General features: G+C 73.2%; 24 protein-coding genes. 11 read left to right on the plus strand and 13 right to left on the minus strand.

Annotation, left to right across the window (positions count from 1 at the left end; translation table 11 throughout):
• Positions 1-204: 204 nt before the first annotated feature.
• Both ACFYS8_RS02235 and ACFYS8_RS02240 read right to left on the minus strand, forming a co-directional pair.
• The gene (locus ACFYS8_RS02235) at positions 205-1,173 is read right to left on the minus strand and encodes an alpha/beta hydrolase (protein WP_387634511.1); all 969 of its coding nucleotides are present in this window, start codon (positions 1,171-1,173) and stop codon (positions 205-207) included.
• 107 nt (positions 1,174-1,280) lie between these two features.
• Positions 1,281-5,126 (minus strand): LuxR C-terminal-related transcriptional regulator, encoded by a 3,846-nt coding sequence (locus ACFYS8_RS02240; RefSeq protein ID WP_387634513.1) that lies wholly within the window; start codon positions 5,124-5,126, stop codon positions 1,281-1,283.
• A 188-nt stretch (positions 5,127-5,314) separates the two neighbouring features.
• On the opposite strand from ACFYS8_RS02240, the gene ACFYS8_RS02245 reads away from it, so the two are divergent.
• Together ACFYS8_RS02245 and ACFYS8_RS02250 are read left to right on the plus strand one after the other, a co-directional pair.
• Complete coding sequence (locus ACFYS8_RS02245) at positions 5,315-8,074, plus strand: AAA family ATPase (RefSeq protein WP_387634515.1); 2,760 nt, start codon at positions 5,315-5,317, stop codon at positions 8,072-8,074.
• A gap of 202 nt (positions 8,075-8,276) precedes the next feature.
• Entirely contained in the window at positions 8,277-9,245 is a 969-nt protein-coding gene (locus ACFYS8_RS02250) for a helix-turn-helix domain-containing protein (RefSeq protein WP_387634517.1), read from the plus strand.
• A gap of 31 nt (positions 9,246-9,276) precedes the next feature.
• Here ACFYS8_RS02250 and ACFYS8_RS02255 read toward each other — a convergent pair whose 3' ends face one another.
• Together ACFYS8_RS02255 and ACFYS8_RS02260 are read right to left on the minus strand one after the other, a co-directional pair.
• The gene (locus ACFYS8_RS02255; RefSeq protein ID WP_387634519.1) at positions 9,277-9,537 is read right to left on the minus strand and encodes a WhiB family transcriptional regulator; all 261 of its coding nucleotides are present in this window, start codon (positions 9,535-9,537) and stop codon (positions 9,277-9,279) included.
• 7 nt (positions 9,538-9,544) lie between these two features.
• A complete protein-coding gene (locus ACFYS8_RS02260; protein WP_387634523.1) occupies positions 9,545-10,519 on the minus strand; it encodes an alpha/beta hydrolase in 975 nt (324 codons plus the stop codon).
• Positions 10,520-10,728: 209 nt separating this feature from the next.
• Here ACFYS8_RS02260 and ACFYS8_RS02265 point away from each other — a divergent pair, with 209 nt between their 5' ends.
• Positions 10,729-11,589: a LysR family transcriptional regulator gene (locus tag ACFYS8_RS02265; RefSeq protein WP_387634525.1), complete on the plus strand. Its 861-nt coding sequence runs from the start codon at positions 10,729-10,731 to the stop codon at positions 11,587-11,589.
• 13 nt (positions 11,590-11,602) lie between these two features.
• On the opposite strand, the gene ACFYS8_RS02270 is transcribed toward ACFYS8_RS02265, so the two are convergent.
• Both ACFYS8_RS02270 and ACFYS8_RS02275 read right to left on the minus strand, forming a co-directional pair.
• A complete protein-coding gene (locus tag ACFYS8_RS02270) occupies positions 11,603-12,808 on the minus strand; it encodes an MFS transporter (RefSeq protein WP_387634528.1) in 1,206 nt (401 codons plus the stop codon).
• Positions 12,809-12,982: 174 nt separating this feature from the next.
• The gene (locus ACFYS8_RS02275; RefSeq protein WP_387634531.1) at positions 12,983-13,405 is read right to left on the minus strand and encodes a universal stress protein; all 423 of its coding nucleotides are present in this window, start codon (positions 13,403-13,405) and stop codon (positions 12,983-12,985) included.
• 220 nt (positions 13,406-13,625) lie between these two features.
• On the opposite strand from ACFYS8_RS02275, the gene ACFYS8_RS02280 reads away from it, so the two are divergent.
• From ACFYS8_RS02280 to ACFYS8_RS02290, 3 genes are all read left to right on the plus strand, one after another.
• Complete coding sequence (locus ACFYS8_RS02280) at positions 13,626-14,546, plus strand: hypothetical protein (protein WP_387634534.1); 921 nt, start codon at positions 13,626-13,628, stop codon at positions 14,544-14,546.
• Positions 14,543-14,698, plus strand: a complete 156-nt coding sequence (locus ACFYS8_RS02285; protein ID WP_387634536.1) for a hypothetical protein — start codon at positions 14,543-14,545, stop codon at positions 14,696-14,698. Before ACFYS8_RS02280 ends, ACFYS8_RS02285 begins: the two co-directional genes overlap by 4 nt.
• Before the next feature lie 218 nt (positions 14,699-14,916).
• Entirely contained in the window at positions 14,917-16,458 is a 1,542-nt protein-coding gene (locus ACFYS8_RS02290) for a hypothetical protein (RefSeq protein WP_387634538.1), read from the plus strand.
• A gap of 69 nt (positions 16,459-16,527) precedes the next feature.
• Here ACFYS8_RS02290 and ACFYS8_RS02295 read toward each other — a convergent pair whose 3' ends face one another.
• Positions 16,528-16,701 (minus strand): hypothetical protein, encoded by a 174-nt coding sequence (locus ACFYS8_RS02295; RefSeq protein WP_387634541.1) that lies wholly within the window; start codon positions 16,699-16,701, stop codon positions 16,528-16,530.
• Positions 16,702-16,830: 129 nt separating this feature from the next.
• Between ACFYS8_RS02295 and ACFYS8_RS02300 the strand changes: the two genes are divergently transcribed.
• From ACFYS8_RS02300 to ACFYS8_RS02310, 3 genes are all read left to right on the plus strand, one after another.
• Complete coding sequence (locus ACFYS8_RS02300; protein WP_387634544.1) at positions 16,831-17,679, plus strand: Scr1 family TA system antitoxin-like transcriptional regulator; 849 nt, start codon at positions 16,831-16,833, stop codon at positions 17,677-17,679.
• Entirely contained in the window at positions 17,657-17,863 is a 207-nt protein-coding gene (locus ACFYS8_RS02305; protein ID WP_387634547.1) for a DUF397 domain-containing protein, read from the plus strand. Before ACFYS8_RS02300 ends, ACFYS8_RS02305 begins: the two co-directional genes overlap by 23 nt.
• A 100-nt stretch (positions 17,864-17,963) precedes the next feature.
• Positions 17,964-18,314 (plus strand): hypothetical protein, encoded by a 351-nt coding sequence (locus ACFYS8_RS02310; RefSeq protein WP_387636804.1) that lies wholly within the window; start codon positions 17,964-17,966, stop codon positions 18,312-18,314.
• A 6-nt stretch (positions 18,315-18,320) separates the two neighbouring features.
• Here ACFYS8_RS02310 and ACFYS8_RS02315 read toward each other — a convergent pair whose 3' ends face one another.
• Positions 18,321-18,986, minus strand: coding sequence for an alpha/beta fold hydrolase (locus ACFYS8_RS02315; RefSeq protein WP_387634549.1), 666 nt, complete (start codon positions 18,984-18,986; stop codon positions 18,321-18,323).
• 99 nt (positions 18,987-19,085) lie between these two features.
• Here ACFYS8_RS02315 and ACFYS8_RS02320 point away from each other — a divergent pair, with 99 nt between their 5' ends.
• Positions 19,086-20,060: a helix-turn-helix transcriptional regulator gene (locus tag ACFYS8_RS02320; RefSeq protein WP_387634552.1), complete on the plus strand. Its 975-nt coding sequence runs from the start codon at positions 19,086-19,088 to the stop codon at positions 20,058-20,060.
• Here ACFYS8_RS02320 and ACFYS8_RS02325 read toward each other — a convergent pair.
• The 4 genes from ACFYS8_RS02325 to ACFYS8_RS02340 form a co-directional block, all read right to left on the minus strand.
• Positions 20,050-20,685: a LysE family translocator gene (locus ACFYS8_RS02325; protein WP_387634555.1), complete on the minus strand. Its 636-nt coding sequence runs from the start codon at positions 20,683-20,685 to the stop codon at positions 20,050-20,052. The two genes, ACFYS8_RS02320 and ACFYS8_RS02325, sit on opposite strands and share 11 nt — an antisense overlap.
• A 6-nt stretch (positions 20,686-20,691) precedes the next feature.
• Positions 20,692-21,519, minus strand: a complete 828-nt coding sequence (locus ACFYS8_RS02330; RefSeq protein WP_387634557.1) for a DUF3626 domain-containing protein — start codon at positions 21,517-21,519, stop codon at positions 20,692-20,694.
• A gap of 116 nt (positions 21,520-21,635) precedes the next feature.
• Positions 21,636-23,369 carry an SDR family oxidoreductase gene (locus ACFYS8_RS02335; RefSeq protein WP_387634560.1) on the minus strand — a complete coding sequence of 578 codons (1,734 nt, stop codon included), beginning with the start codon at positions 23,367-23,369 and terminating at the stop codon, positions 21,636-21,638.
• Positions 23,366-24,217 carry a M24 family metallopeptidase gene (locus tag ACFYS8_RS02340; RefSeq protein WP_387634563.1) on the minus strand — a complete coding sequence of 284 codons (852 nt, stop codon included), beginning with the start codon at positions 24,215-24,217 and terminating at the stop codon, positions 23,366-23,368. Before ACFYS8_RS02340 ends, ACFYS8_RS02335 begins: the two co-directional genes overlap by 4 nt.
• Positions 24,218-24,376: 159 nt before the next feature.
• On the opposite strand from ACFYS8_RS02340, the gene ACFYS8_RS02345 reads away from it, so the two are divergent.
• A complete protein-coding gene (locus ACFYS8_RS02345) occupies positions 24,377-25,597 on the plus strand; it encodes an RNA-guided endonuclease InsQ/TnpB family protein (protein ID WP_387634566.1) in 1,221 nt (406 codons plus the stop codon).
• Between the two features lie 40 nt (positions 25,598-25,637).
• On the opposite strand, the gene ACFYS8_RS02350 is transcribed toward ACFYS8_RS02345, so the two are convergent.
• Positions 25,638-26,573, minus strand: coding sequence for a PDR/VanB family oxidoreductase (locus tag ACFYS8_RS02350; protein WP_387634568.1), 936 nt, complete (start codon positions 26,571-26,573; stop codon positions 25,638-25,640).
• Between the last annotated feature and the right edge of the window lie 375 nt (positions 26,574-26,948).

Raw genomic sequence — 26,948 nt, forward strand, 5'->3', positions numbered from 1 at the left:
CCGGCGCATGAGTCGGACGACTGGTCCTGCCGACGCGGTGCAGCTCAGACGCGGTGCGGCTCGCGCGCGGTGCCACCCAGGGGCAGTGCCGCCCAGACGCGGTGCCGCCCAGACGCAGTGCCGCCCAGACGCGGTGCGGCCCAGGCGCGGTGCCGCCCAGGCGCGATGCGGCTCAGGCGCGGTGCCGCCCAGGCGCGATGCGGCTCAGGCGAGGTGCGTGCGCAGGAAGGTGCAGCCCTGCCGGACGGCCGCCAGCGTCGGCGGGCTGTCGCGCAGCGCGCTCAGCGAGACGAAGTCGTGGACGGTGCCGAGGAATCGCATGGCCGTGGTCGGTACGCCGGCGGCGCGCAGCAGGTCGGCGTACTGCTCGCCCTCGTCCCGGACGACGTCGGCCTCGGCGGTGACGACCAGGGCCGGGGGCAGTCCGGCGAGCAGTTCGGGGCCGGCCCGCAGCGGGCTGGCCGTCGGATGGAAACCGTCCTCGGGCGAGCCGAGGTACTCCTGCCAGTAGCGCCGCGTGCCCTGGCGGCTGAGCAGGTAGCCGGCGCTGAAGCGGCGCTGCGCCGCGCTTCCGCAGGCCGGGTCCACCAGCGGGTAGTAGAGGACCTGGGCGCGCAGGGCGGGGCCGCCGCGGGTGGCGGCGAGCATCGCGACGGCGGTGGCCAGGGTGGCGCCGGCGCAGTCACCGGCGACGGCGATGCGGTCGGCGGTGATGCCGAGCGGCTCGGGGCTCGCGGCGATCCACTCGAGCAGGGCGTAGCACTCCTCGAGTGCGACGGGGTAGCGGGCCTCGGGGGTGCGGCTGTACTCGGGGACGACGGCGACCGCGCCGGTGCCGTTGACCAGGTCGCTGATCAGTCGGGCGTGGGTCCGGGCGTCGCCGAGCATCCAGCGTCCGCCGTGGACGTAGAACACCGCGGGCAGCGGGCCCTCGGCGCCGACCGGGCGGAAGGTCCAGAAGCCGACCAGCCCGCAGGGCCCGACCGGGGCGACCCGGAAGACGGCTTCGACCTCGCAGTCCTCGATCAGCTCGCCCTGGGACTCCAGCAGGGCCTGCCGGCCGGTCACCGGCCCGAGTTCGTCGAGCCCGGGCGGGGTGGCGGAGGCCGCGATCAGCCGCGCCACCGCCGGATCCAGCACGATCGGGGGCAGAAGGTCCTCGTCGGGCTCCACGCCGCCTCATCTCTCGTTCTGCTGTGCCACCGCGGTCGGCGTCCGCTCCGGCGTCTCCCGGGGGCCACCGTAACCGTACCCACGGTGGACGACCAGGGGCTTTCGGGTTACGCGGTGGGTAGCAGGTCGCGCAGTTGGTGGCGGCTGCTGACGCCGAGTTTGGGATAGACGTTGTACAGGTGGGTGCCCACGGTGCGCGGTGAGAGGAAGAGCCGTTCACCGATCTCGCGGTTGGAGAGGCCCTGGGCGGCCATCCGCACGATCTGCTGCTGCTGGGCGGTGAGCTGCCCCAGCGCCGGGCCGGTGTCGGTGGCCGTCGCGACGCCGGTGGCGCGCAGTTCGTGGCGGATCGTGTCGGCGAGCGGCCGGGATCCGAGGGCCTCGGCGGTGTCGAGGGCCGCGGCGAGTTGCTGCCGGGCCTCGGAGGGGCGGCGGACGCGGCGCAGCCAGATCGCGTAGCTGAGCCGGGCCTGGGCCCGTTCGAGCGGCCAGCGTTCGCCGTCGGCGTTCACCAGGGCGAGCCGGAAGTGGTGCTCGGGGTCGGGGCCGGGGTCGAGCAGCGCAGTGGCGTGGTGCAGCAGGAGTGTCATCCGGGTGGTCGGCCGTTCCTCGTGGGCGGCCTGCACCCGGTGCAGGACCTGCGCCGCCCGGTCGCCGAGTCCTGCCCGGTGAGCGGCCACGGCGAGGTCGACGAGACAGCGCGAGGAGAGGAAGGGGTGGCGGGGGGTGCCGTCCTCGGCGAACAGCGTGCGCAACCGCCGGTAGGCGTCGGCCCATTCGCCGTGGGCCATCGCGGCCTGGGCGAGCGCCCGCACTGTCCGGACCTGGGTGGCGAGGTTCTCGTGCACGTCGAGCGGGACGGGCGGTGGGACGGGCGTGCCCGCGGGTGCGGTGCCGCGCAGGGCGCGCAACGACAGGTCGAAGGCGTCCAGGTCGGCGCGGATCCGGGTGAGGCGCAGCACGGCCGCCCGGTCCTTCGCCTCGTCCAGCAGCGCGGCCGCCTCCGTCCACTGGCCGGTGCCCAGCAGGCTGTCCAGCAGGGCTGGCAGGTGCCAGGCCCGGAGTCCGAAGGCCCGGCGGCCGCGCAGGAGGCTGTCGGCGGCACGGAAGTGTTCCAGGCAGTCGTCGGGCTCGTCGGAGAGGTAGGCGACGGAGGCGACGGCGAGACGACGGACCAGCGATTCCGGCGTGCCGTTCCCGGGAGCGCTGCGGCGGGCCGGGGCCCGCCGGGCACCGGCAGGGCGAGTGGCCAGCGCCCGCACGAAGCCGCCGAGCACGCCGGTGGCGTCCTGCTCTCCCGGCGCGGGCGCGCGGAGCGCGGCGAGCAGCTCGGCGAGCCGGCCGCGGTGCTCGGGCAGGCCGGACTGGTCGGCGATGGCGGCCGCCAGCGCGGCCAGTTTGGTGTCGAGGGCGGCATCGGATGCGGGCTCGGCCACTGGCTTCGCGTCGAACGTGGCATCGGCTGCGGGCTTCGCATCGAGCGCGGCGTTGGCCAAGGCACCGACTGCGGGCTCGGACGACGGCTTCGCGCCGAGGGCGGCGTCGGCCACCGGCTTCGCATCGAGCGCGGCGTTGGCTGCGGGCTTCGCGTCCAGCACGGCGCCGGCCGAGACACCGACTGCGGGCTCGGACGACGGCTTCGCGTCAAGGACGGGGTCAACTGCCGACCCGGCCACCGGCTTCGCGTCCAATGCGGCGCCGGCTGCGGGCTTCGCGCCGAAGGCGGCGTCGGACACCGGCTTCGCATCGAGCGCGGCGTTGGCCAAGGCGCCGACTGCGGGCTCGGCCACTGGCTTCGCGCCGAGAGCGGCGTTGGCTGCGGGCTTCGCATCGAGCGCGGCGTTGGCCAAGGCGCCGACGGCGGGCTCGGCCACTGGCTTCGCGCCGAGAGCGGCGTTGGCTGCGGGCTTCGCATCGAGCGCGGCGTTGGCCAAGGCGCCGACGGCGGGCTCGGACACCGGCTTCGCGCCGAGGGCGGCGTCGGCCACCGGCTTCGCATCGAGCGCGGCGCCGGCTGCGGGCTTCGCGTCCAGCGCGGCGCCGGCCGAAACGCCGACGGCGGTCTCGGACGACGGCTTCGTGTCAAGGACGGCGTCGGCTGCGGGCTTCGCGTCCAGCGCGGCGCCGGCCGAGACACCGACGGCGGTCTCGGACGACGGCTTCGCGTCAAGGACGGGGTCAACTGCCGACCCGGCCACCGACTTCGCGTCCAGTGCGGCGCCGGCTGCGGGCTTCGCGTCCAGCGCGACGCCGGCCGAAACGCCGACGGCGGTCTCGGACGACGGCTTCGCGTCAAGGACGGCGTCGGCTGCGGGCTTCGCATCGAGCGCGGCGCCAGCTGCGGGCTTCGCGTCAAGGACGGCGTCGGCCACCGGCTTCGCATCGAGCGCGGCGTCGGCTACGGGCTTCGCGTCCAGCGCGGCGCCGGCCGAGACACCGACGGCGGTCTCGGACACCGGCTTCGCGTCAAGGACGGCGTCAACTGCCGACCCCGCCACCGGCTTCGCGTCCAGTGCGGCGCCGGCTGCGGGCTTCGCGGCGAGCGCGGTCTCGGGTGACGGGTGCAGGGCCGCGCTGTCCAGCAGCAGGTCGAACGCCTCCTTCTGCCGGGAGGTGTGCGAGAGCGCGACCGCTGCGGCCAGGGCGGCCAGGCGGGCGAGTCGGGGGTCGGTGTTGACGCCGCGGAAGCGCGCGTGGAGGTTGCGGACCCAGTCCGGGTCGCCGACGGAGACGGCGGCGGCCATGGCCTCGGCGAGCAGCCGGGCCTGTTCGTCGGTGTCGGTGGTGACCCGGGCGGCGTCCTCCAGGGCCTGGCCGAGCGCGAAGTCGTCGGTGGCGCGTTCGATCGCGGGCCGCAGGTCCTCGGTGAACGAGGCGTCGGGGCCGACGGTGGCGGCCACCAGGTGGCGGATCCGGTCGAGCGGGCGGGCGGCTGCCCGGTCGGCGAGGGCCCGGTGGGCCTGGGCGAGCAGGACGGCGGGCTGCCCGCCGGCGGCGGCGGCCCGGGCCAGCGGGTGCCGGAAGACGAGGTGGCCGTCGATCAGGGCGAGGATCCCGGCCTCCTCGGCGGGCGCCCAGATCCCGAGGTCGGTGGTGCCGAGGGCGGCCATCACGGCCGACGCGTCGTCACCGGGCAGCGCGAGCGCGGCGTGGACGAGGGCGCGGCGGGTGGGTGCGGGCAGCGGGCCGATCAGGGCGTCGAACCTGGTCCGGACGGTGTGCAGGCGGGGCGTGCGCGAGCGGGCGGCGGCCGGGTCGGTGCGGAAGGCCCGTCGGCGGCAGAGTTCCAGCAGGGCGGACGGGTTGCCCTCGGCCTCCTCCAGCACTTCCAGGCGGGCGCGTCCGGCGGGCGCGCCGGGCACCGCGTCCAGCAGTTCGGCGGCGGCGCTCGGCGACAGCGGGTCCACGTGCAGCAGTTCGGTGTCGGCGGGCAGGCTCAGCAGTACCGCGAAGTCGCGGGCGGCCAGCAGCAGTGACACGGGGCTTCCGCCGGGGCGGCGGACCAGTGAGCCCAGCAGTTCCAGGGTGGGGCGGTCGCAGGCGTGCGCGTCGTCGACGGCGATCAGCACCTGGCCCGGTGTGCCGTCCAGCAGGGCGGCGACGGCGGCCGCCGGCTCGGACCCGGCGTCGAATGCGGCGTCCGACACCGGTGCGAGCAGTTGCCGGAGCACCCCGTACGGCACCTCGCGCTCGGGTTCCCAGCCCTGCGCGGTGAGCACCAGGTGCCCGTCCTGCGCGGCCTGTTCGGCGGCGGTGCGCAGCAGCCGGGACTTGCCGATGCCTTCCTCGCCGAGCAGGACGAGCGCCCTGGGCGCGCCGGGTTCCTGCCGGACGCAGCGGCGCAGCGCGGCCAGTTCGGCGCGGCGGCCGAGCAGCCGGTCGATTCCGTGGGTGGAGGCCGTCCGCTCGCCGAAGCCCTCGGGGTTGTCCCGGTACGTTTCGGTGCTCGTCATCATCCACTCCGCTGCGCCCGCCGTGGTCGCCACGGCATTTCTCCCCCCTCCCGGCCGATGCTGCCCGGGGCCCGACCGGTCGCGCTTCTGTCAAATGACCGGTCGTGGTCGGGAGCCGGTGTGCGGGCTGGCAGGATACCCCACTGTGTCGGGGTGATCAGGGCCTTGACCTGGCAGGACAGGAAGAAATGGTGCACACGGGCGGGAACGGGTCGGCCGCGTCGGCGATCTTCGGGCGGGCGGCGGAGCTGGCCCGGATCGACGGCCTGCTCGGTGCGGTGCGGGGCGACGGCGCCCATGTGCTGGTGCTGACCGGTGAGCCGGGCGCGGGGAAGAGCACGCTGGTCGAGTGGGCCGCGGAGCAGGGTGCTGCCCGGGGGTTGCAGACGCTGCGGGTGCGCGGCAGCGAGGCGGAGCGCGAGCTGGCGCTGGCGGGGCTGCACCAGTTGCTCCGTCCGCTGCTGGGCGGCCTGGACGACCTGCCCGAGCGTCAGCGCGCGGCGCTGCGGTGCGCCTTCGGGCTGGACCCGGAGGGCGGGGCGCCGGCCGATCCGCTGCACCTGTGCGTGGGCGTGACCACGTTGATCACCGAGGCGGCGGCCCGGCAGCCGCTGCTGCTGGTGGTGGACGATCTCCAGTGGCTGGATCTCGGCTCGCTGGACATCCTGGCGTTCGTTGCCCGCCGGCTGGACGGGGAGGCGGCGGTGATGCTGCTGGCCGCGCGCGAGGCGGGCGTGCCGGGCCGGTTCGACCGGGACTTCCCGCACCTGGTGGCGGGTCCGCTGGGCCGGGGGGACGCGGGGCTGCTGCTGAACGCCCAGCCTGTTCCGCCGACCGGGCGGGCCCGCTCGCAGGTGCTCCAGGAGGCGGCGGGCAACCCGCTGGCGCTGATCGAGCTGTCCCGGGCGGTGGCCCGCGGCACGGGCCGGCCGGGGGCTGCGCAGACCCTGCCGCTGACCCGCCGGCTGGAGGACCTGTTCGCGGCCGAGCTCCCGGGGCTGCCGCCGGAGTCCCGTGCCGCGCTGCTGCTGGTCGCGGCGGCCGGGACGTCCCGGCTCGCGGACATCGTGAACGCGTCCGCCGGGAGCGACGTGGTCGCGGCGCTGCTGCCGGCCGAGGAGGCGGGGCTGCTGCGGCTGGAGGGCGGGCAGGTGGTGCTGCGTCACCCGCTGGTGCGCTCCGCCGTCTACCAGGCGGCGAGTTTCGCCGAGCGCCGGGCGGCGCACCTGGCGCTGGCCGACGCGGCCGGGGCGGAGCCCGACCGGCGGGCCTGGCACCTGGCCGCCGGGACGGCCGGCCAGGACGCCGAAGTGGCGGACGCGCTCGCCGAGACCGCCGAGCGGGCCCGGGCCCGGGGTGGCTACGCGGCCGCGGCGGCCGCGCTGGAGCGGGCCGCCGAGCTCACCTCGGACCCGGAGCTGCACGCGCAACGCCTGGTGGCGGCCAGCAGGGCGGCGATGCTCGCGGGGCACCCGCAGTGGGCGGGCGACCTCGCCTCCCGGATCGGCGGCCTGACGGCGGACCCGGTCGCCCGGGCCGAGGGCGAGCTGATGCGGGGGTGGGCGCTGGGTCTGACGCTGCGCCACCAGGACGCGCTGGCGGCCTCGCTGCACGTCGCCGAGTCGATGGCCGGGCTCGCGCCCCCGCTCGGCGTCGGCGCCCTGGGCACCGCCGCGACCTCGGCGTACAACGCCGGCGACCCGTTCTACGGCAACGAGCTGCTGCGGATCAGCCGGCTGATCCCGCAGGAGGGGGACCCGGCCGCACGGGTCTGGTCGGAGGCGACCGCCCGGCCGTTCGGCGACCGTCCGCAGGCCCTCTGGCAGCTCCACCGGGCCCGGACGCTGGCGTCGCCGGACTCGCTCGCCGACCTGGGCTTCCTGGGTGCCACGGCCTGGGTGCTGGACGAGACGGACGAGGCGGTCCGGATCCTCTGCCACGCGACGGACCTGCTGCGCCGGGCCGGTACCGCCGGTTCGAACGCCACCTTCACGCAGGCGCTGGCCCTGGCCCACGCCGAGGCGGGTTCCTGGGGGGCGGCGCAGGCCGCGGCCGAGAACGCGTACTGGATGGCCGCCGAGGCCGGGGCGGACAACGTCACCTTGGGCTCGCTGATCCTGCAGGCCACCCTGGGCGCGTTCCGGGGCGATCACCAGGGCGCGTGCGCCCGCGTCCAGGAGGCCCTGTGCGGGGTGGATCTGCGCAACTCCCGTAGTCTGCGGGCCCGTTACCACTACGCGCTGGGCATGGCCAAGGTCGTCGAGGGTGACCACGAGAGCGCCTACGTGGAGCTCCGCAACACCTTCACCCACGACTACCGGCCCGACCCGGTGCACTACCACGCCTCGCTGTACTACCTGGCCGACCTCGCCGCCGCGGCCGTTCGCGCCGGGCAGACCGACGACGCCCGGGCCGTGCTGGCGGCGGCGCGGCGCGCGCTCGGCGACGGGCTCTCGCCGCGTCTGCACGCCATCACGCAGCGCGCGGCGGCCCTGGTCGAGGAGAGCGAGGAGGCCACCGAGCGGCACTTCCGGTCCGCGCTGGCCGATCCGGCCGGCGACCGGTGGCCGTTCGAACGCGCCCTCGCCCGGCTCGACTTCGGCGAGTGGCTGCGCCGCCACCGGCGCTCGGCGGAGGCCCGAGGGCTGCTGATCGCCGCGCTGGAGACGTTCCGGCGCCTGGACGCCCGGCCGTGGACCGAGCGCGCCGCGGCGGAGCTGCGGGCGGCGGGCGCCGCCGTTCCGCAGGGCGCGGAGCCGGCGGCGAAGGCCGAACTGACGCCGCAGGAGTTGCAGATAGCCGAGCTGGCGGCGCAGGGCCTCACCAACCGGGACATCGCCTCCCGGCTGTACCTTTCGCCGCGCACGGTCGGCTACCACCTGCACAAGGTCTTCCCGAAGCTGGGCATCAAGTCCCGGGCCCAGCTCCGGGACGCCCTCTCGGGGTGACCCTCCGTCGGCGGGCGGCCACGGCCGGTCGAACCGGCCGCCTCCCGCATGCCTGAGCGCGCACAGCACCGTGCACGCCGTGCCCGGCCGTGGCCGCCGCGGCCGGGTGAGCAGTCGGGGCGGGGGACGCTGGTGGTGAACGAGGACCGCACCCCGCAGCCGTGGGTGTCCGGTCAGGCCACGACGGAAGGCAGGGGCACGCATGACCCTCGTCCTGGACACCGGCGACGTCCCCGAGGACACCCGCCACGACGTGTGGAGCGACGCCCTTTCCCGCGCGCTCGTCCCGGTCCGGGTGACGGCCACCGCGCCCGGTCCGCTGCTCGGCCGGGTCCGCTCGCACCGCCTGGGCCACCTGCGCACGGTGTCGCTGGACGCCGGTCCGCAGCGGATCAGCCGCCCGCCGAGCCTGTGCCGCCCGGAGCCCGCCGAGCGCTTCGCGCTGGCCCTGTGCGTCCGGGGCGAGGCGGTCTTCTCGCAGGACAGGCCGACCCGGCGGCCCGGGCCGGACGAGATCATGGTGCTGGACATGGCCCGGCCGTTCGCCCTCAACTTCCCCCAGCCGTTCCGGCTGCACCTGGTCCACCTGCCGCAGCGCACCCTCAGCGGCCCCCGGACGCTGTCGCAGCTGGCCGGCTCGACGCTCCGGCCGGACGACGGTGCGGTGTCCATGCTGAGCATGCTGCTGACCCACGTGCTGAGCGACGCCGCGCAGTTCGGGCCGACCGCGGCCGCCCGGCTGGCCGGCCACGTCGCGGACCTGGTGGACGCGATCGCCTTCGACGAGGAGCAGGAGCCGACCACCGCCCGCGACCTCCTGGTGGCCCGCGCGCTGGCCCACGTCGACGCCCACCTGGGCCGGCCCGACCTGGGCCCCGAGTCGGTGGCCCGGGCGCTGCGGATCTCCGTCCGTTACCTCCACCGCCTGTTCGAGGACGAGGAGTTGACCGTCACCCGGCTGATCCAGCAGCGCCGCGTCGAGGCCTGCGCGCGGACCCTGGAACGGCACGGCCCGTTCGGCCCGACCCTCGCCGAGGTGGCCCGCCGCCACGGCTTCGCCAGCGCCTCGCACTTCAGCCGCGCCTTCCGGACCGCCTACGGCGTCACCCCGAGCGAGTGGCGCAGCCGGCGCGGCCACCTCTCCGCGCTGCCCGAGAGCGACGCCGCCTGACCGGCGCCGCCCGACCCACGCTGGGCACGTGTCACCTCACCGTCTGCCGGTCGGCCTCCGTCAGCCCGCCCCAGATTCCGAAGTTCTGGCCGGTGCGGACGGCGAAGGACGCGCAGGTCGGGCGGACGGGGCAGCCGTCGCAGACGGACCGGGCCCGCCGCTCGCGGCTGCGGCGGGCCTCGCCCTGTTCGCCGCACGGCGAGAAGAACAGGGCACTGTCCATGCCCCGGCAGGCGGCCTCTTCCTGCCAGCCCCACTGGCTCAGCAGCGGCGCGGTGATCGGCGGCTTCATCGCGGCCTCACCCCTGCTGCAGGGCGTCGCGCAGGGTCTGCACGGCCAGCCCGATCGCGGCCCCGGCGGCCTGGGTCGGGCGCAGCGCGTTCAGCGTCACGAAGTCGTGGATCACACCCTGGAGCCGCACGGCCGTGACCGGCACGCCCGCCTCGCAGAGCTTCGCGGCGTACGCCTCGCCCTCGTCGCGCAGCACGTCGGCCTCGGCGGTGACGACCAGCGCCGGCGGCAGGCCCTTCAGGTCCTCGACGGTGGCGCGCAGCGGGGACGCGGTGATCTCGGCGCGCTGGGTGAGGTCGGCGGTGTACTGGTCCCAGAACCACTGCATGGCGTCGCGGCGCAGGTGGTAGCCGGTCGCGAAGCCGTGGTACGACGGGGTGTCGAACGACGCGTCGGTGACGGGGTGGAACAGCACCTGCTGCACCAGCGGGACGCCTCCGCGCTTCTTCGCCATCAGGGTCAGCGCGGCGGCCATGTTGCCGCCCGTGCTGTCGCCCGCCACGGCGATCCGCCCGGCGTCCAGTCCGTTGCCCCGGCCGTCCGTGACCACCCAGCGGGCCACCGTCCAGTTCTGCTCGATCGCGACGGGGTAGCGGGCCTCGGGCGAGCGGTCGTACTCGGGGAACACCACGGCGGCGTGGGCGCCGACGGCGAGTTCGCGCACCAGCCGGTCGTGGGTGTGCGCGTTGCCGAACACCCAGCCCCCGCCGTGCAGGTAGAGCACGACGGGCAGCGGGCCGGCCGCGCCGGCGGGTTTGACGATGCGCGCCTTCACGGCGCCGGTGGGGCCGCCCGGGACGGTGACCCACTCCTCGTCCACCTCCGGCTTGGCGATCTCCCCGGACTGGGCCTCGTCCACCGCCCGGCGGCCCTCGGCGGGCCCCAGTTGGTACAGGTACGGCGGGTTCGCCGTCGCCGTGGCGAGAGCCTGCGCCTCCGGTTCCAGGACCGGCCGCCGGCCGACCGCGTTCGCGTCAGTCACGGCGCGCTCCCTCGAAGTTGGACTTGGGTTTCGCCCCACCCTAGGAACGCCACGCGCCCCGGCTTGTCCGACGACGCACCCGCCCCGCGCGGTCCGTGCACAGCTGTCGCCCGCGACGACGCCTGCCGGAGGTCACCGTACGGCCACCTAACCTTGACCGCGAGAGGCCCGGGAGACAGCTCCCGGCTGCGAGGACGGGGTGGAGCGCGATGGAACTGCGGCAGCTGGAGGTCGTCGTCGCGGTGGCCGAGGAGGGCGGCTTCACCGCGGCGGCGCGGCGGCTGCACGTCGTGCAGTCGGCGGTGTCCGGCACCGTCCGCGCGCTGGAGAAGGAACTCGGCGTCCAGCTCTTCGAACGCACCACGCACCGGGTCACCCTGACGACCGCCGGCGCGGCGTTCGTCCCCGCCGCCCGGGCCGCGCTGCGGGCGGCGGATCTCGCCCGGGCGACGGCCGACGAGGCGCGCGGGGTGCTGCGGGGCGTGCTCACCATCGGCACCATGCAGGGCGTCTGGCTGGGACTCGACCGGGTGCTCGGCGAACTGCGCGGCGAGCACCCGGGGTTGACGATCCGGCTGCGCCAGGCGGCGGCCGTGGACATCCGCGCCGGGCTGCGCGACGGCACCGTGGACGCGGCGATCGTCGCGTTCGACCGCCAGCAGCAGCGCGGCCTGACGGTGCGCTCGCTGGCCTGCGAGGCGATGGTGCTGGCCGCCGCGCCCGGACGCGCCTTCGAGCTCCCCGACCGGGTGCGGTTCGAGGAGCTCGCCGGGCTGCCGTTCGTCGACTTCGCCCCGGGCTGGGCGGTCCGGTCCGCGGTGGACCGGGCGTTCCGCACCGCCGGCGTCGAACGGACGGCGGTCTTCGAGGTCAACGACATCGTGGCCGCCGCCGAGTTGGTCCGGCACGACCTCGGGGTGTGCGTCCTGCCCGAGTCGATCGCCGCGCACTTCCCCGACCTGGCCCTGCGCCGCTTCACCCGCGGCCAACCCCGGTGGGACGTCGCCGTGGTGTGCCCCGCCGGGGAGCCGACGCCGGCCGTGGCGGCGCTGCTGCGCCACCTCGGCTGACGGCCGGTCTCCTTCAGCTCACGGCGCCCTTCCGGTCCGTCGCCCAGTGCACCAGGGGCAGCAGCGGCAGCACCGCGGTGAACCCGGCGACCGCCCACCAACCGCCCGCGTGGTACGCGACGGTGCCGAACTCCGAGCCCAGCGCGCCGCCGAGGAAGAAGGTGGCGATGAAGACGCTGTTCAGCCGGGCCCGGGCGCCCGGGTCGAGCTGGTAGACCACGTGCTGACCGAGGATCAGCGTGGTCTGCACGGCGACGTCCAGCACGATCGCGGCCAGCGCCAGCAGCACGATGCTGTGCCCGCCGAGGCCCGCGAGCACCGCGCTCCCCGACGCCACCAGCAGCGCCGCCCCCGTCAGCGGCCGGCCGAATCCGCGGTCCGCCCAGCGCCCCGCCAGCGGGGCGACCAGCGCGCCCGCCGCGCCGACCAGCGCGAAGATACCGACACCCGCCTCCGAGTACCCGAACGCCGGACCGGTCAGCTGGAACGAGACGGTCGTCCAGAAGGCGCTGAACGACCCGAAGACCGCCGCCTGGTACAGCCCGCGCTTCCACAGCGCCGGGTGGGTGCGCACCAGCCGCACCGTGGAACGCAGCACCTGGTGGTACGGCAGGTCGGTGGTGGCCGCGTGCTGCGGCAGCGCCCGGTACAGCGCGAAGCCCAGCAGCGCCGTCAGCACCGCCGAACCGAGGTACACCGTCCGCCACCCGGCGGCGCCCGCCACCAGGCTGCTCAGCGTCCGCGACAGCAGAATGCCGGTGAGCAGCCCCGCCATCACCCGCCCCACGATCCGGCCCCGCTCATGGTCCGGGGCCAGACCGGCGGCGAACGGCACGAGAATCTGCGCCACCACCGAGGTCGCACCACTGACCAGCGAGGCGGCCAGCAGCACCGCGAAGCTGCCCGCCGTCCCCGCCACCGCCATCGCCACGGTCGTGACGCCCAGCAGCAGGGCCACCAGCCGCCGCTTCTCGATCCGGTCACCGAGCGGCACCAGGAACAGCATCCCGATCACATAACCGATCTGGGTGACCGTCACCAGCGCACCCACCGTGGTCGTCCCGACCTGGAACACCTCGGCCAGCCGCGCCAGCAGCGGCTGCGCGTAGTACAGGTTGGCGACCGTCATGCCGGTGGAGACGGCGAGCAGCGCGACGAGCCAGCCCGGCACACCTTCCTGCGCGCGGGGGGTTGTGGTGGTGGTCGATGAGGTGGCCATGGCTGCCTTCCCGGGTGGTTGCGGTTCAACGGCTGCGGCGATCGCAGCGCACAGGTGTATGAGCGCCCGGGGCCGGCCCGCGCTTCCCGTCCGATCGCGATGATCGACGACAACTGTCATCTCCATCGGCGATGACCGATCGCGTGCGGGCAGGCCCCGGCGCCGCGGGCGCCGTCAGGCGGCGTCCGGCACCAACAGGACCGGCACGTGCGAGGCATGGCCGACCGCGTCCGAGACACTCGGGTTGAACCAGGACGCGACGATCCCCCGGTGGTGCGGACTGAGCACCACCAGGTCGGCCCCCACCCGCTTCACCGCATCGGAGATCACCTCCGGCACCTGCCCCCGCATCCCGTCCACCAGCTCGCCGTCGACCTCCACCCCCGCCTCCCGCAACACCCGCACCGACTCGTCCAGCACCCGCCGGGCCTCCTCGTTGTCCTCCAGCGTCACCAGACTCGTCCCCACCACCACGGTCGGCGCGAGATGCAACACATGGACGCTCGCCCCGAAGCGCCCCGCGAGATCGGCAACCGTGGCAACGGCGCGCACCCGGGCGTCGCTGTCGTCGACGGCCAGAACAATGCGTGTGAACACGTGAACTCCCTCTGAACCACTCGAACTTGAAGCCTCCACCCTAGAAACGCACCCCGCCCCGGTTGTCCCCACCACGCACCCACGCCCCTCGGTCCGTGCACACCTGGCAGACCATGTGGCACAGGTCACAGAGCGAGCTCCGAAATTCTTTGTCGAATCCGTCCCCGCACAGGCCCAGAGGTGAAGGACCCTGAACCCGAGCACCAGCAAGGAGCCGAGCATGACCCCCGCACCCGCCACCAACGCACGCCCCGCCTCCAGCAGGTGGTGTCCGCGCTGTGAGCCAAGGCTCAGGAAGGTGCTCGCCAAGAACTACCTGCCCACGGACATCTCCGAGTGGGCGGCGCTCCGCGAAGTCCCAGGCCCCGTCGACAACCTCCTCGACCGGTTGCGGGTCTTCGGCCATGGTGCCTGCGCAGCCCCGATCAAGTTCATCGTCGAATCCGCGTCCTATCCCGGCGACAAGGACCTCAAGGATGCTGTGGAGAACCTCGCCGGAGTCGTCATCGCCATGGTGGAGCTGCTCCTCACCCTGGAGACCATCCCCGCCGCCGAGAACGTCCTCGGCGCCGTCCTCGCCGCCCGCAGCGCCGCCATCGACGGGGACACCGCCGCTGTCGACGAGTTCAGCCGCTCCTGGCTGGGCCTCTCCGACCCGGCGCGGTGGCGGGAGGCAGTGGAGATGGCCCTGCTCGGCGACTGGGTCGACGGCCTCGGGCGGGGGTGGACCAGCCGGGCGGAACTCGCGAACCGGCTGCACCGCCATACCCGGGCCGAACACCTCCACCTGCAACCACTGTGGGAACGCAAAACCTCCGGCCGGCGCCTCACCCTACTCAGTCAGCCGGTCGGCACCGACCAGGTCCTCGCGGATCTGCTCACCGACCACCGCACCCCTGAACTTGCCGCGCTGATGGCCGAGCTGAGTGACAGCCGACTCGCCTCGGTCCTGCGCAAGCTCCCCGACGACGAGGCCACCATGGCCCACCACTGGGCCGACGGCACGGACAGCTGGACCCACGCCGCCGAGACCCTCGGCCTCCCCGCCGCCTTCGGCGAACGGGTCCGCCGCAAGCTCAAGCGCCTCGGCCGCCAGCACACCGACCGCGCCGCAGCCGCGAAGGTGGCGACGGCCCGATGACCGACCTCTGGCGCGCCGTCCTGCCCCAGTTCATCGCGGGCCTCGCCGTCACCATCGCCGTGACCGCAGGCACCGCGACCTACCGCACCGTCCGCGCGAGGCTCAAGCGCCGCCACTCGTACCCCGCAGCCGAAAGAGTCCGAGTCCGCTGACCGCCCCGGCCACTCCCCCGGTTCCCGCCCCACCGGGCAGTGGCCGAACCCGAGACCCAAAGGTAACGTCGCACACCAACGTGCATGCGGTTCGCTTCGGTGTCACCTGCAGGGCCCCGGATTGACCCAAGGAAGTGTCGGCGCCACTTCTGGCTCGATGCGGTGGAGTGTTCCAGGTCTCTGTTCGACGTGATCGTGTTCCGTGCGACGATCCCAGCATGGCCAACCCCGATGCTTCCTCTCCATGGCGCCATGCAGGTACGGATCGGCCAGGTGGAGCGGCGCCGGTTCAACGCAGTTCCGCGCTCGCCGTGTTGGGTGCGTTGCTGGACCGCTCGCTGGTGCAGATCGCTGACGCTTCCTCGGATGCGCGCGGCTTCGACCGGGAGAGCATCCGCGTCGCGGCGGACGTGTGGGACAACAACACCCTTCCGCTGTTTCGGGCGGCGACGGCCGGCACCCGACGCGAGCGCGAGCGCCGTGCGCGGGCGGCCTTGAAGTGGATGGCCGGCCTCGGCGAGGAGAGGCGAGCCTGGATGCGGGAGCAGGCCTCGGCCGCCGGTCACTCGTTTCACTCGCTGGACGAACTACTGGCGCCGGCAAAGCCGCACGTACCAGGCCGGGACTATCTGGGGCGGGTGATGGCCCCGGTGATGGTGGTGACGCCGCAGCTTGCAGAGAGCCTCGCTGCCGATTACGACCTGCCGTCGGCCGAGGTTCGCCATCTGCAGGTCGAACGGGCCGGCAGCCGTCTCATCGGTCACCTCGAACTGGCTGTTGCCCGTTCCTATCCCGCCGACGACAGCACCTCTCCAGAGCCCGCCACGCTGGACATATGGCTGCGCGACATCACCGAGGTCCGCTTCGACTCCGATGACGCCCGGGGCGTCGTCCTTCGCGCAGAAGCAGACGACGTATCGGTCGGCATCGGAGCCCGCGGCACGCTCCGTGCGACGATGGCCGACCTCCGCCCGGACGACCACTGCTGGCACCTGTCCGCCGCTGGACGCCGGGCCGACGCGACCACCCCGCACCGCGACAGCCGGCCTGCCTTGTCCGGCCCCCCGCAGACGGGGCGCTTGGGCCCCAACGCCACCGCCGCCGCGACTCTCCTGCACCGCGCCATGCTGGATATCCGCGTGGTCCGCTACGCCGGGCAGGCGCACCGCGTCCCGGTGCGCGATTTCCAGCGGGCCTTCGCCGGAGCGGGCGAGGCGATCCTCACCGCCGGCGCGCACCGCACGTCCCATCGCCGCGAAGCCGGCTTCCGCCGACTCGTCGAGACCTGGGCCCGGCGCGGTGGCCCCGCTCTCGCCGACTGGTTCGCCGGAGTGCTGTCAGAAACCGCCCACCAACCGGACCTTCTCGCCGAGCTCCGCGCCCAGGCCCCATCCCACTCGACCACCGACGCACTGCAGCAGCCCACATCGGACGCCTCGACGGCCCCCGGCCCACCGTCCGCCGAACTCCGACTGGCCACCTACACCTCGCCCCACACCCACTACGGCACCCACCACAACTCCTCCACCCTCCTGCACCTGGCCGTACCGCCTCGCCCCGCGAGCCCCGATGACACCCCCTGGCATCTGCGCGCCGTACGCGGCGCCAACCCCGCCCGTTTCCAGCTCCGCACCGAGGCATTCCAGGGCGCCGGCCATCCCCGAGTCAACGTTGACGACAATGCGGCCCGTCACTTGGTGCTTCGCGATGGAGCCCTCGACGTCACGAGCAGGGAAGCCCGGACCGACAATCCATCGTGAGCGTGCTGGAGAGTGCCCGATCTGCACTGAACATCGTTGACCTCCTCGGGTGTTGACTGAGCGTGGGCATCACGCGGTGGACCTGTCGCAGCGCGGGCAGGCGCAGGCCGGCCAGGTCAGGGCGGAGCGTGGGGGTGCGACCGGTTCGTCGGACGAGGTGACGGAGCGGAGGGTGCGGGTGCCGTCCGGGTTGAGCTTGTAGATGCTGATGGTGAGCCGCGGTCGGGAGTTGGGGTACGTCATCGAAGGACCTCACGGAAGTGCTGCGCCCGGCGGCGGGAATCCCACCGGGTTCGGGTAACAGCATCGACACGGAGCGCTACGCTCACCAGGGTGATCAGTCCAACAACGCAGGTGTGAGACGGGGAGCCCATGCCGAACCCACGCGACCTCGACCCGTCGGCCTCGATGGCGGCCCTGTTCGGCTCCGAATTGCGCCACCTCCGCGAAGCGGCGGGCCTGAGCCAGGAGAGCCTGGGTGAAGTCCTGGGCTACACCGGCTCGTTGGTGGGGCAGATCGAGACGGCGAAGCGTTCACCGACACAGGAGTTCGCCGAACGGCTCGACGGAGCGCTGGCCACCGGCGGACGCTTCAGCCGCCTTTGGCCGCACGTCGTCAAGGAGCCGTTCCCGGACTACTTCAGAACCTATGCCAGTCTCGAGCCGAAGGCCTCGGAGATTCTCGAGTACGGAGGCTTCTTGATTCCCGGACTCGGCCAAGTCGAGCCCTACATGCGGGCCGTGTTCCGCGCAGCGGTCCCATTGGCCTCGGAGGGGGAGATCGACTCCAGGGTACGGACACGACTTTCCCGCCAAGAGCTGATCGCGAGTCCAACACGCCCTGTGTTGTGGTGGCTGTTGGACGAAGCCGCGATCCGAAGGCCTGTCGGTGGGCACGACACGATGGCCGCCCAGCTGCGCCACATCGCTGCGCTTATCCGCTCAAAGCTAGTGGTTGTACAGGTACTTGAGCAGGACTGTGGAGCACATGCCGCTCTCGAGGGTGCCATGACCCTATTGTCATTCGGCGACGGCAGCCCCGACGTGGCATACATCGAAGGACCGCACGCCAGTGTGCTGGTCGAAAGCAGGGAGACCGTCAGGAAGATCCGTCTCACCTACGACCTGGCCCGAGCTGACGCACTGTCACCAGAGGCTTCACTGGCTCTCATCGACACGGAAGCAGAGGAACACGCAAGTGAACAGCACCGAGGCGCTTGAGTGGCGCAAGTCGAGCTACAGCGGCGGAAATGGCGGAAACTGCGTCGAGGTCTCGGCACCGGACGCCGCGACGACCGCCGTCCGCGACTCGAAGGACACCACCGGCCCCCAGCTCCGCTTCTCGAACGACGCCTGGGCCTCGTTCGCCGCCGCCGCTGCGGCCGGCTCGTTCGGTGAGGTCTGATTCCGGCGTTGGCCGAGCAGAGTTGAAGGCCCCCGCCGCATGGCGGGGGCCTTCGCCGTGGCACAGGAACCCACTACGACCACCGAGCATCATCACTGACATATCGTCAGTTCTGATCGTGGGAATCGATCCGCACGCCGTCCCCGGGCTCGACGGGGATGCCATCAGTGCCGCTCTGGAGCGGGAGTTGGTGCGGTTCGGGGAGCGTGGGATCGATGCGGCCACGGTGCTGGTCACGTGGGACGGGGCGGCGGAGGCCGCGATCGTCGGGGCGCTCGTGACGCGGCCCTGGGACGTGGTGGTGGTCGGGGGTGGGATCCGGAAGGCGGAGGCGTTGCTGTCGCTGTTCGAGCAGGTGGTGAATCTGGTGCGGCGGCATGCGCCGGGTGCGGCGGTCGCGTTCAGCACCGGCGTGAGCGACAGTGTGGAGGCCGCCGAGCGTTGGCTGTGACCGGCGTCAGGTCAGGTCGGCGAGGAGGTGGGCGAGTTCGGTGGGCTTGGTGAACATGGGCCAGTGACCGGAGTCGAAGTCGAGGATCTCGACGTGCTTGGCGGCGGCGAGTTCGGGGGCCTGGCCTGCGGCGATCCAGGCGCGGACCTGGTCGGGGGTGTATTCGGGGCTGACCATGGTGATCGGGACGTCGTAGCGGCGGGGGTCGGTCAGGTGGACGAGGGCGCGGGCGACGCCTTCGGGGACGGGGATGGCGTTGGCGGCGACCTGCTGCCGCAGGCTCTCGTCGATGTCGGCGGCGTCGGGGCCTTCGAAGGGTGCCCAGCCGGGGAACGGCATGACGCCGTCGCGGATTTCGAAGAGGTCGGCGTAGGGCTTGCCGTCCGCCTGCGGGAAGCCGCCGACCATGACGAGGGAGGCGATCCGCTCGGGCCGGGCGTCGGCGGCCATCCAGCCGAGGGTGCAGTTGGCGGAGTGGGCGACCACCATGAGCGGCCCGGAGGCGGCGTCCACCGCGGCGAGGACGGCGGCGAGTTGCTCGTCCAGGGTGGTGGAAACCGTGGCCGGAAGGGTCAACGTCCGGGGCTGGTGGCCGAGTTCGCGGAGGGCGGGGGTGACGGCATGCCAGGCGGTGCCGTCCAGCCAGAGGCCGCCGATGAGCAGGATGTCCATGGTGAGCTCCCGAAGTCGAGGGGTGTGATCCAAAGGCTAGGTGCGGTTCAGGACGATCCACTTCCTGATTGTCGCGGCCGGCCGCATACGCTGGCAGGCATGTCGACCGGAACGAGCCCCACCGCCCGCGCGCTGCGCACCCTGGAGATCCTGCGGGCCCGGCCGGGCACCACGTCGGAGGAGTTGGCGGAGCGGCTCGGGGTGACGGACCGGGCGGCCCGGCGCTATGTGGCGATCCTGCGGGAGGCGGGGATCCCGGTGGAGTCGGAGCGTGGGCCGTACGGCGGGTACCGCTTGCGGCGGGGGACGCGGCTGGCGCCGGTGGCGTTCACCCAGGCGGAGGCGCTGGGGCTGGTGATGGCGGTGCTGGACGGGCGTCCGGCGGCCGGTGAGCCGGGCGATCTGGTGGGGGCGGCGCTGGACAAGGTGGTGCGGGTGCTGCCGGAGGAGGTCGGGCGGCAGGCGGCGGCGTTGCGCGAGCATGCGGCGGCGGCGCCGGATCCGTGGGCGGTGTACCCGGATCCGGGGGTGGTGAACACGCTGGTGGAGGCGGTGGCGGCGCGGCGGCGCGCGGTGATCGCGTACCGGAGCGCGGGCGGCAACGAGTGGCGGGCGGAGGTGGATCCGTGGGCGGTGGTGGCGCGCCGGACCCGCTGGTACCTGCTGTGCCATTCGCACCGGGCGGGCGCGACGCGCACCTACCGGATCGACCGGGTGCTGGCGGCCGAGGAGACCACGACGGGGTTCCGGATGCCGGACGACCTCGACCCGGTGGCGCTGCTGGAGGAGCATCTCGGCTCGGGCTGGGCCTTCCCGACGCACGTGCTGTTCGAAGCCCCGCTCGACCGGGTCGCGCCGTGGATCAACGCGCCGATGGGCCGGCTGGAGGCGGCGGGCGAGCGCTGCGTGCTGCGCGGCAGCACCCGCAACGCGGCGATGTACGCCCAGGAGTGGCTGGCGGCCGTCCCGTTCGACTTCCGGGTGCTGGGCGGCCCGGAGCTGCGGGCGGCGGTGGCGGCGGCGGCGAACCGGCTCGCCGCCGCCGCGGCGGAACCCGAGGGCCTCAGTCGCTGAGCGCGAGCTTGACGCCGAAGCCGAGGACGGCGGTGCCGGTGACCCGGTCGAGCATCCGGCGGGCGGCGGGGCGGCGCAGCCAGCCGCGCAGGGTGTGGGCGAAGCCGATCAGGACGGCGGACCACAGGGTGCCCTCGATCACGTGCACGGAGGTGAGCAGGACCCCGGCGGGCAGGTGCGCGACCCCGGCGGGGATGAACGGGGGCAGCACGGCGACGTAGAACACGCCGACCTTCGGGTTGAGCAGGTTGGTGAGCGTGCCGCGCCGCCAACCCGCCCACCAGCCACCGGGGTTGTCGCCCTCCTCGGATTCCGGAAGGGCCTCCTGGTGGCGGTTGCGGAACATCTGCACGCCCATCCAGAGCAGGTAGCAGACGCCGGCCCAGCGCAGCGTCTCGTACGCGGCGCGGGAGGCGGTGAGCAGCACGCTGAGGCCGGCGGCGGAGGCGGCGCCCCAGATCATCGTGCCGGTCTGGATGCCGAGGACGACGCCCCAGGCCTGCCGGCGCCGGCCCAGGGCGGCGGTGCGCAGGATGAGGGCGGTGTCGAGGCCAGGGGTGAGGGTGAGCAGGCCCACGACCAGGGCGAAGGAGGCGAGGGGCGCGGCCATCAGGGACAGATCCATGGACTGTCAGCCTACGGGCCGGCCGAATCGGGCCAGACAGTGCCATACCTTCTTGAGTTCCTGCGGGTCGTGCTGCCCGCTGCGGACGGCGGCGCCGATGACGGCGGGGTCGAGCACGCCGTCGTGGGCGATCTTCGCGCCGAGGGCGGTGATGTGCGGGCCCCGGTAGTCGGCGTACTGCTCCAACTCGTGCGCGAGCAGCCGGTGGCCGGGGTGCCATTCGAGGCGGCAGGGCAGCGCGCGGGCGGCGGTCTCGACGGCGGTGCCCCGGTAGCAGGGGTCCAGGACGAGCGCGTCGAGGTGGTCCAGTATCCGTACGGTGCCGTGCAGTTGGGCTTCGACGTAGGCGTCCAGCAGGTCCTGTTCGTCGGCCTCCGCCAGGGCGATCAGGGCCATCGCGTCGGCGGTGCCGAAGTGTTCGGGTTCGAAGACGCTGTCGGGGTAGCAGAAGGTGGCCCGGTTCAGGGTGTCGGGTGCGAGGCGGAAGTGCGCGGAGCCGAAGCGGGGTGCGCCGCCGTAGGGGCTGCGGAGGTGGTTGAGCGCGCCGTAGACGGGGCGGCGCTCGGCGGGGGCGTCGTCGTAGGCGCCGCCGAAGATCCGGCTCTCCCACGTCCAGCGGTCGCCGCCGGGGTGGGCGGTGAGGCCGCCGTTGCTGGTGCCGGTGGAGAACTGGGAGCGGTACACGCCGTCCCGGGCGAGCGACTCGAGGATCGGCACTCCGTCGAACTCGCGGTCGGGGTGGAAGTTGAGCGTGACGTCGATCCCGGCGGGCAGCGGGTCGCCGCTGCTGAGGGCGGCGACGTGCCGCAGGGCTCGGGTTTCGGGTGTGTCCATGCACGGCAGTCTCGCGCCATGACGCGGGCGCGGCCAAGCCGGTTTTCCCCGCGCAGGCGGGCGCGGCGCGGCCGGTTCCCCCACCGGCCGCGCGGCGCCCGCCAACTACCGCTTCCTCACCCGGCGTTGATCCGGGCCGCCGCGCGGAGCAGTCCCGGGCTGAGCCGGCCGAGCAGCCGGGCGGCCTTGGCCTCGATCGTGACGGGGACGACGGCCTTGCGGGTGCGGACGGCGCGGACGATCTCGGCGGCGACCTTCTCCGGCGGGAAGCCCCGGCGGGCGTACATCTTGGACACCCGGGCCTGCTTGGCGGCCTGTTCGTCCTCGCCGAGGCCGGAGAAGGTGGTGGTGCGGGTGATGTTGGTGTTGACGATGCCGGGGCAGATGGTGGAGACGCCGATCCGGTGCGGGGCGAGTTCGGCCCGCAGGCAGTCGGAGAGCATGTACACCGCCGACTTCGAAGTCGCGTACGCGGCAAGCACCTTGGACGGCAGGTAGGCGGCGGCGGAGGCCAGGTTGACGATGTGTCCGCCCTGGCCGTGGTCGACCATCAGTTGTCCGAAGGCGCGGCAGCCGTGGATGACGCCCCACAGGTTGACGTCGAGGACCCGCTGCCACTCCTCCTCGGTGGTCTCCAGGAACGTCCCGGAGTGGCCGATGCCCGCGTTGTTGACCACCACGTCGGGCACCCCGAAGTCGGCGGCGACCTGCTTGGCGAACGCGTCCACGGCCGCGCCGTCGCTCACGTCCACCTGGTACGCACCGGACTTGACGCCGGACAGCGCGCACAGTTCGGCGGTGCGCTGCGCGGCGGGCAGGTCGCGGTCGCAGACCACCACCCGGGCGCCCTGGTCGGCGAAGGCCAGCGCGGTGGCCCGGCCGATGCCGCTGCCGCCGCCGGTGACGACCACCAACTCGCCGCCCTCGGACGGCTCCTGGCGCACTGCGCCGTGGTCGCGGGCGGCGAACTCGCGGACCAGCGCGGCGACCTGTGGGCCCTTCTCCAGCAGCGCCGACCAGTGGGTGGCGTTCAGGGTGCGGCGGGTCAGCCGGGGCACCCACCGTTCCAGGCCCTCGGAGAGGAACTCCGAGACGTAGCGGTCGCGTTGCAGGGTGATCAGCTGGACGGGCACCTCGGTGTGGCGTTCGCGCGGCCGGGCGACCGAGGGGCGCATGTTGGCCCGGTACAGCTCGATGCCGCGCACGGCGTCCTTGGCGAGGGTCCGCTGCGGGTGGCCGGGCCGGGGGCGGACGGCCTCCAGGTCCTTCAGCACCCGGGGCCACAGCCGGGCCAGGCCGAGCTTCCACGCGGCGGGCGCGACCACCGGCAGGTGGAACAGGCCGATGTACCAGGAGTGCAGTCCCTGGCGCAGCAGTTGGGAGACGTGCCGGGGTGTCGGGCGGCGCAGCCGGTGCCGGATCCAGTGGCCCATGTGGTCCAGGCACGGGCCGGACATGGTGGTGTAGCTGGCGATCCGCCGGTACGAGCCGGGGGCGGTGATCGCCTCCCAGGACTGCACGCTGCCCCAGTCGTGCGCGACCACGTGCACCGGCCGGTCGGGGCTGACGGCGTCGGCGACGGCGAACAGGTCCTGTCCGAGCAGCTCCAGCCGGTACTCCTCCCGCCCGGCCGGCACGCCGGACGCGCCGGCGCCGCGGGTGTCGTAGCGCACCACGTGGTGGTCGGCGGCCAGGTCGGCGGCCACGTCGTCCCAGACGCTGTGGTCGTCCGGGTAGCCGTGCACCATCAGCACGGTGGGGTGCGCCGGGTCGCCCTGCTCGTACACGGCGAGCTTCAGCCCGCCGGAGTCGACGGTGCGGCGGCGGATCTCGGTGCTGCGGCCGGTCATACGGTGCCCTCCTGGAGTGCCCAGCGCCGCACGTGCGGCAGGTCGTCGTCGAGCCAGTACGCGTCCTCGTCGGTGACCACGAGGAGTTCCTCGAACTTGATGCCCACCTCGCGGAATCCGATGTGCGGTTCCACCGCCCACAGTCCGGGCGTCGGGGCGTGCCGGGACGCCTTGCCGCCGGCCCACAGCGGGGAACGGCCCTCCAGGCGTTCCTTCACCAGTTCCCGTCCGAGGGTCTGGAGCGTCCGCACGCCGAACCCGAACAGGTTCACCCCGGCCGGGCCGCGGGCGGTCATCCTGGTCACCTGGTGGCCGATCACCCGGCCCGGGTACACCTGGTGCCGGTTGTCGTAGCCGTGCTCGGCGATCTGCGCGTCCACCGCCGCGTACACCTGGTCGAGCGTCTTTCGCGCCTTCACCTCGCGCAGGATCAGCTCCCGGTACACCCGCAGGTCTTGCGCGAGCCGGTCCCACACCGGGTTCTCGCCGACCTTGCCGCCGTACCCGATGTCGGCGGTGTAGCCGTCCACCACCGGCGCGCAGTCCAGCACGTACGGCATGCCCTCCTTCAACACCCGTGAGCCCGCGAAGAACTGCAACGGGGTGTGGAAGTGCCGGAACGCCGTCCGGTCGCCGAACCAGGCGAACGGCACGTGGAAGAAGTCCTGCACCCCTGCCTGCACCAGGCTGCGCCGCAGCTTCGCGGTCGCCTGCCGCTCGGTGACGCCGGGCTCCATCCACGCCGCGACCTGCTCCGCGCAGTGGTACGCCAGCTGCTGCACTTCCCTGAACTTCGCCAAGTCCCGCTCGTCGAACGGGAATCGGGGCATCTGTCCGCGCTGCTTCATCAGGGTCCTTTCGTGGATACCCCCGGCTTCAGCCGAGGCAGGAATCGAAACTCCCGCACAGCGGGGCAGGGGAAGCCGAACCGCCGCCAAGGTGGCACGGCTAACCGGTAGTTGATGCCGCGTCATGTAGTCACACGCAGAAGTGTTAACGTGTGAGACATGGCTACCACTCACGTGAAGCGGGCTTTCAAGTTCCGCTTCTATCCGACGGATGCGCAGGCGGCTGAGCTGTCGCGCACGTTCGGGTGCGTGAGGCTCGTGTACAACAAGGCGCTGGCCGCCCGGTCCGAGGCGTGGACGATGCGTCAGGAGCGGGTGAACTACAACACCACCTCCGCGATGCTGACGGAGTGGAAGCGGACCGAGGAGCTGGCATTCCTGGCCGAGGTCTCGTCGGTGCCGTTGCAGCAGGCCCTGCGCCACTTGCAGGGGGCGTTCGCCAACTTCTGGGGGAAGCGGGCGAAGTACCCGACGTTCAAGTCGAAGAAGAAGTCCCGCAGGTCCGCCGAGTACACCACCAGCGCGTTCCGCTACCGGGACGGCCGGCTGACCCTGGCGAAGATGACGGAACCGCTGGACATCGTGTGGTCCCGTCCGCTGCCGGAGGGGCAGTCGCCGTCCACGGCGACCGTGTCGCAGGACGCGGCCGGACGCTGGTTCGTCTCCCTGTTGTGCGAGGACCGGCCGTCGATGCCCGCACCCGTCAACGCGGCCGTCGGCGTCGACGCCGGGATCACCAGCCTGGTGACGCTCTCCACCGGCGAGAAGGTCACCAACCCGAGGCACGAGCGCGCCGACCGGGAACGCCTGGCCAGGGCCCAGCGGGACCTCGCCCGCAAAGCGAAGGGCAGCAACAACCGGGAGAAGGCCCGCAGGAAGGTCGCCCGCATCCACGCGCGGATCGCCGACCGGCGCAGGGACTTCCTGCACAAGCTCACCACCCGACTCGTCCGTGAGAACCAAACGGTCGTGATCGAGGATCTGACGGTCCGCAACCTGCTGGGCAACCGTACGCTCGCCCGCGCGATCAGCGACGCGAGCTGGACCGAGCTGCGGACCATGCTGGAGTACAAGACCGAGTGGTACGGCCGCGAGCTGATCACCGTCGACCGGTGGTTCCCCAGCTCCAAGCTGTGCTCGGCCTGCGGAACCACCCGCGCGAAAATGCCTCTGAACGTCCGCGAATGGATGTGCGACTGCGGTGCGGTCCACGACCGGGACGTCAACGCGGCACGCAACATCCTGGCCGCCGGACTGGCGGCAGCAGCCTGTGGAGACGGTGTAAGACCTCAACGGAGCACTCCGGGCGGGCAGTCGTCAATGAAGCAGGAAGTCGTCCCACCGCCGCGCATCCGCGCAGCGGCTCAGCCGCGAGGCTGAGGGGAATCCCCGGCCTTCAGGCCGGGGAGGAAGTCAACGCTTACACCTCCAGCACGAGGGTCTCGCCCTCGGCGGCTCGGGACACGCACGGCAGCATCAGGCCCTCGGCCCGCTGCTCCTCGGTCAGCCTGCGGTCGCGGTGCTCGGGCGTCCCCGACGCCACCTTCAGCACGCACGTCCCGCAGAAACCCTGCTTGCAGGAGTACGCCAGGTCCGGCTTCAACTCCCTTGCCACGTCCAGCGCGGAACGGTCCGCCGGGACGGTCACCGGCTCCCCGCCCTCCCCCAGCCGGATCGCGAACGGCCGACCGTCCACGATCGGCGCGGCGCCGAACCGCTCGAAGTGCAGCGACGCCGCGGGCGAGGCGTCGAGCCCCCTCTGCACGGCACTCAGCATCGGCGCCGGGCCGCACACGTACACCGCGGCGCCCCGCGAGGCGTGCGAGAGCAACTCGGCCGCGTCCGGCACTCCGTGCACGTCGTCGGTCCGCACCTCCACCCGGCGCGGGTCGAGCGCCTTCAGCTCCGCGGTGAACGGCAGCGCGTCGGCCGAGCGACCGGTGTGGATCAACTTCCAGTCGATACCCGCGTGTTGGGCCGCCCGGGCCATCGGCAGCAGCGGCGTGATCCCGATCCCGCCGGCCAGGAACAGCACCTGCGGCTCCCCACAGAACGCGAACCCGTTCCGGGGCCGCCGCACCCGCAACCGCATCCCCACGTGCACCTCGTCGTGCACCTCCACCGACCCGCCCCCGCCATCGGCGATCCGCCGCACCGCGACCCGGTACCCGTGCCGATCTGCCGGATCCCCGCACAGGGAGTAGTGCCGCTCCTGCCCCGAGGGCAACGTCACCAGCACCCGCGCACCCGGCTGCCACTGCGGCAGCGTCCCGCCCGAGGGGTCGGCCAGTCGCAACTCCACGACGCCCTCGGCGATGACCTGGTGCGACGTCACCACCAGGTACAACGGCGGCACCCCCCGCGACTCCCCCCGCCGGGGACTCCGACGCAACCCCGGCCGCCCGAGCGCCGGACTGTACCAATCACCGAACGCGGTCAGCCGGGCAAACATCCGATCGGCCCGAGGACGGCCGTACAGGTCGGGGGGCGGGGTTTCGAGATCCATGGGCGGGCAACTCCGGGGTTCATGGGGGGAGATGAGAGAAGAAGGGACGCGCAACCAGGGAGAGCACAACCGGGGGCGCGAGCGGGTGCGAGACGCAGACGGGCGCGAAACCGGGGGCGCGGGGAACTGCGCGAAGCGGAAGGCACCCGTTAGCAAGATCGCGACGCGGGACAATGACTTGCACTTGATCGCGACCTTGCGGACGTGATGTGCGCTTGTCGCGCA

It is taken from the genome of Kitasatospora sp. NPDC004615 (assembly GCF_042873545.1).
Classification (GTDB): domain Bacteria; phylum Actinomycetota; class Actinomycetes; order Streptomycetales; family Streptomycetaceae; genus Kitasatospora.

Coding starts and splice junctions, on each gene's coding strand:
- ACFYS8_RS02245 (WP_387634515.1), top strand. CDS start 5,315: ATGGTGCACACGGGCGGGAACGGGTCGGCCGCGTCGGCGATCTTCGGG.
- ACFYS8_RS02280 (WP_387634534.1), top strand. CDS start 13,626: ATGACCCCCGCACCCGCCACCAACGCACGCCCCGCCTCCAGCAGGTGG.
- ACFYS8_RS02335 (WP_387634560.1), bottom strand. CDS start 23,369: ATGACCGGCCGCAGCACCGAGATCCGCCGCCGCACCGTCGACTCCGGC.
- ACFYS8_RS02295 (WP_387634541.1), bottom strand. CDS start 16,701: ATGACGTACCCCAACTCCCGACCGCGGCTCACCATCAGCATCTACAAG.
- ACFYS8_RS02285 (WP_387634536.1), top strand. CDS start 14,543: ATGACCGACCTCTGGCGCGCCGTCCTGCCCCAGTTCATCGCGGGCCTC.
- ACFYS8_RS02325 (WP_387634555.1), bottom strand. CDS start 20,685: ATGGATCTGTCCCTGATGGCCGCGCCCCTCGCCTCCTTCGCCCTGGTC.
- ACFYS8_RS02250 (WP_387634517.1), top strand. CDS start 8,277: ATGACCCTCGTCCTGGACACCGGCGACGTCCCCGAGGACACCCGCCAC.
- ACFYS8_RS02240 (WP_387634513.1), bottom strand. CDS start 5,126: ATGACGAGCACCGAAACGTACCGGGACAACCCCGAGGGCTTCGGCGAG.
- ACFYS8_RS02255 (WP_387634519.1), bottom strand. CDS start 9,537: ATGAAGCCGCCGATCACCGCGCCGCTGCTGAGCCAGTGGGGCTGGCAG.
- ACFYS8_RS02315 (WP_387634549.1), bottom strand. CDS start 18,986: ATGGACATCCTGCTCATCGGCGGCCTCTGGCTGGACGGCACCGCCTGG.
- ACFYS8_RS02340 (WP_387634563.1), bottom strand. CDS start 24,217: ATGAAGCAGCGCGGACAGATGCCCCGATTCCCGTTCGACGAGCGGGAC.
- ACFYS8_RS02345 (WP_387634566.1), top strand. CDS start 24,377: ATGGCTACCACTCACGTGAAGCGGGCTTTCAAGTTCCGCTTCTATCCG.
- ACFYS8_RS02270 (WP_387634528.1), bottom strand. CDS start 12,808: ATGGCCACCTCATCGACCACCACCACAACCCCCCGCGCGCAGGAAGGT.
- ACFYS8_RS02265 (WP_387634525.1), top strand. CDS start 10,729: ATGGAACTGCGGCAGCTGGAGGTCGTCGTCGCGGTGGCCGAGGAGGGC.
- ACFYS8_RS02320 (WP_387634552.1), top strand. CDS start 19,086: ATGTCGACCGGAACGAGCCCCACCGCCCGCGCGCTGCGCACCCTGGAG.
- ACFYS8_RS02300 (WP_387634544.1), top strand. CDS start 16,831: ATGCCGAACCCACGCGACCTCGACCCGTCGGCCTCGATGGCGGCCCTG.
- ACFYS8_RS02330 (WP_387634557.1), bottom strand. CDS start 21,519: ATGGACACACCCGAAACCCGAGCCCTGCGGCACGTCGCCGCCCTCAGC.
- ACFYS8_RS02290 (WP_387634538.1), top strand. CDS start 14,917: ATGGCCAACCCCGATGCTTCCTCTCCATGGCGCCATGCAGGTACGGAT.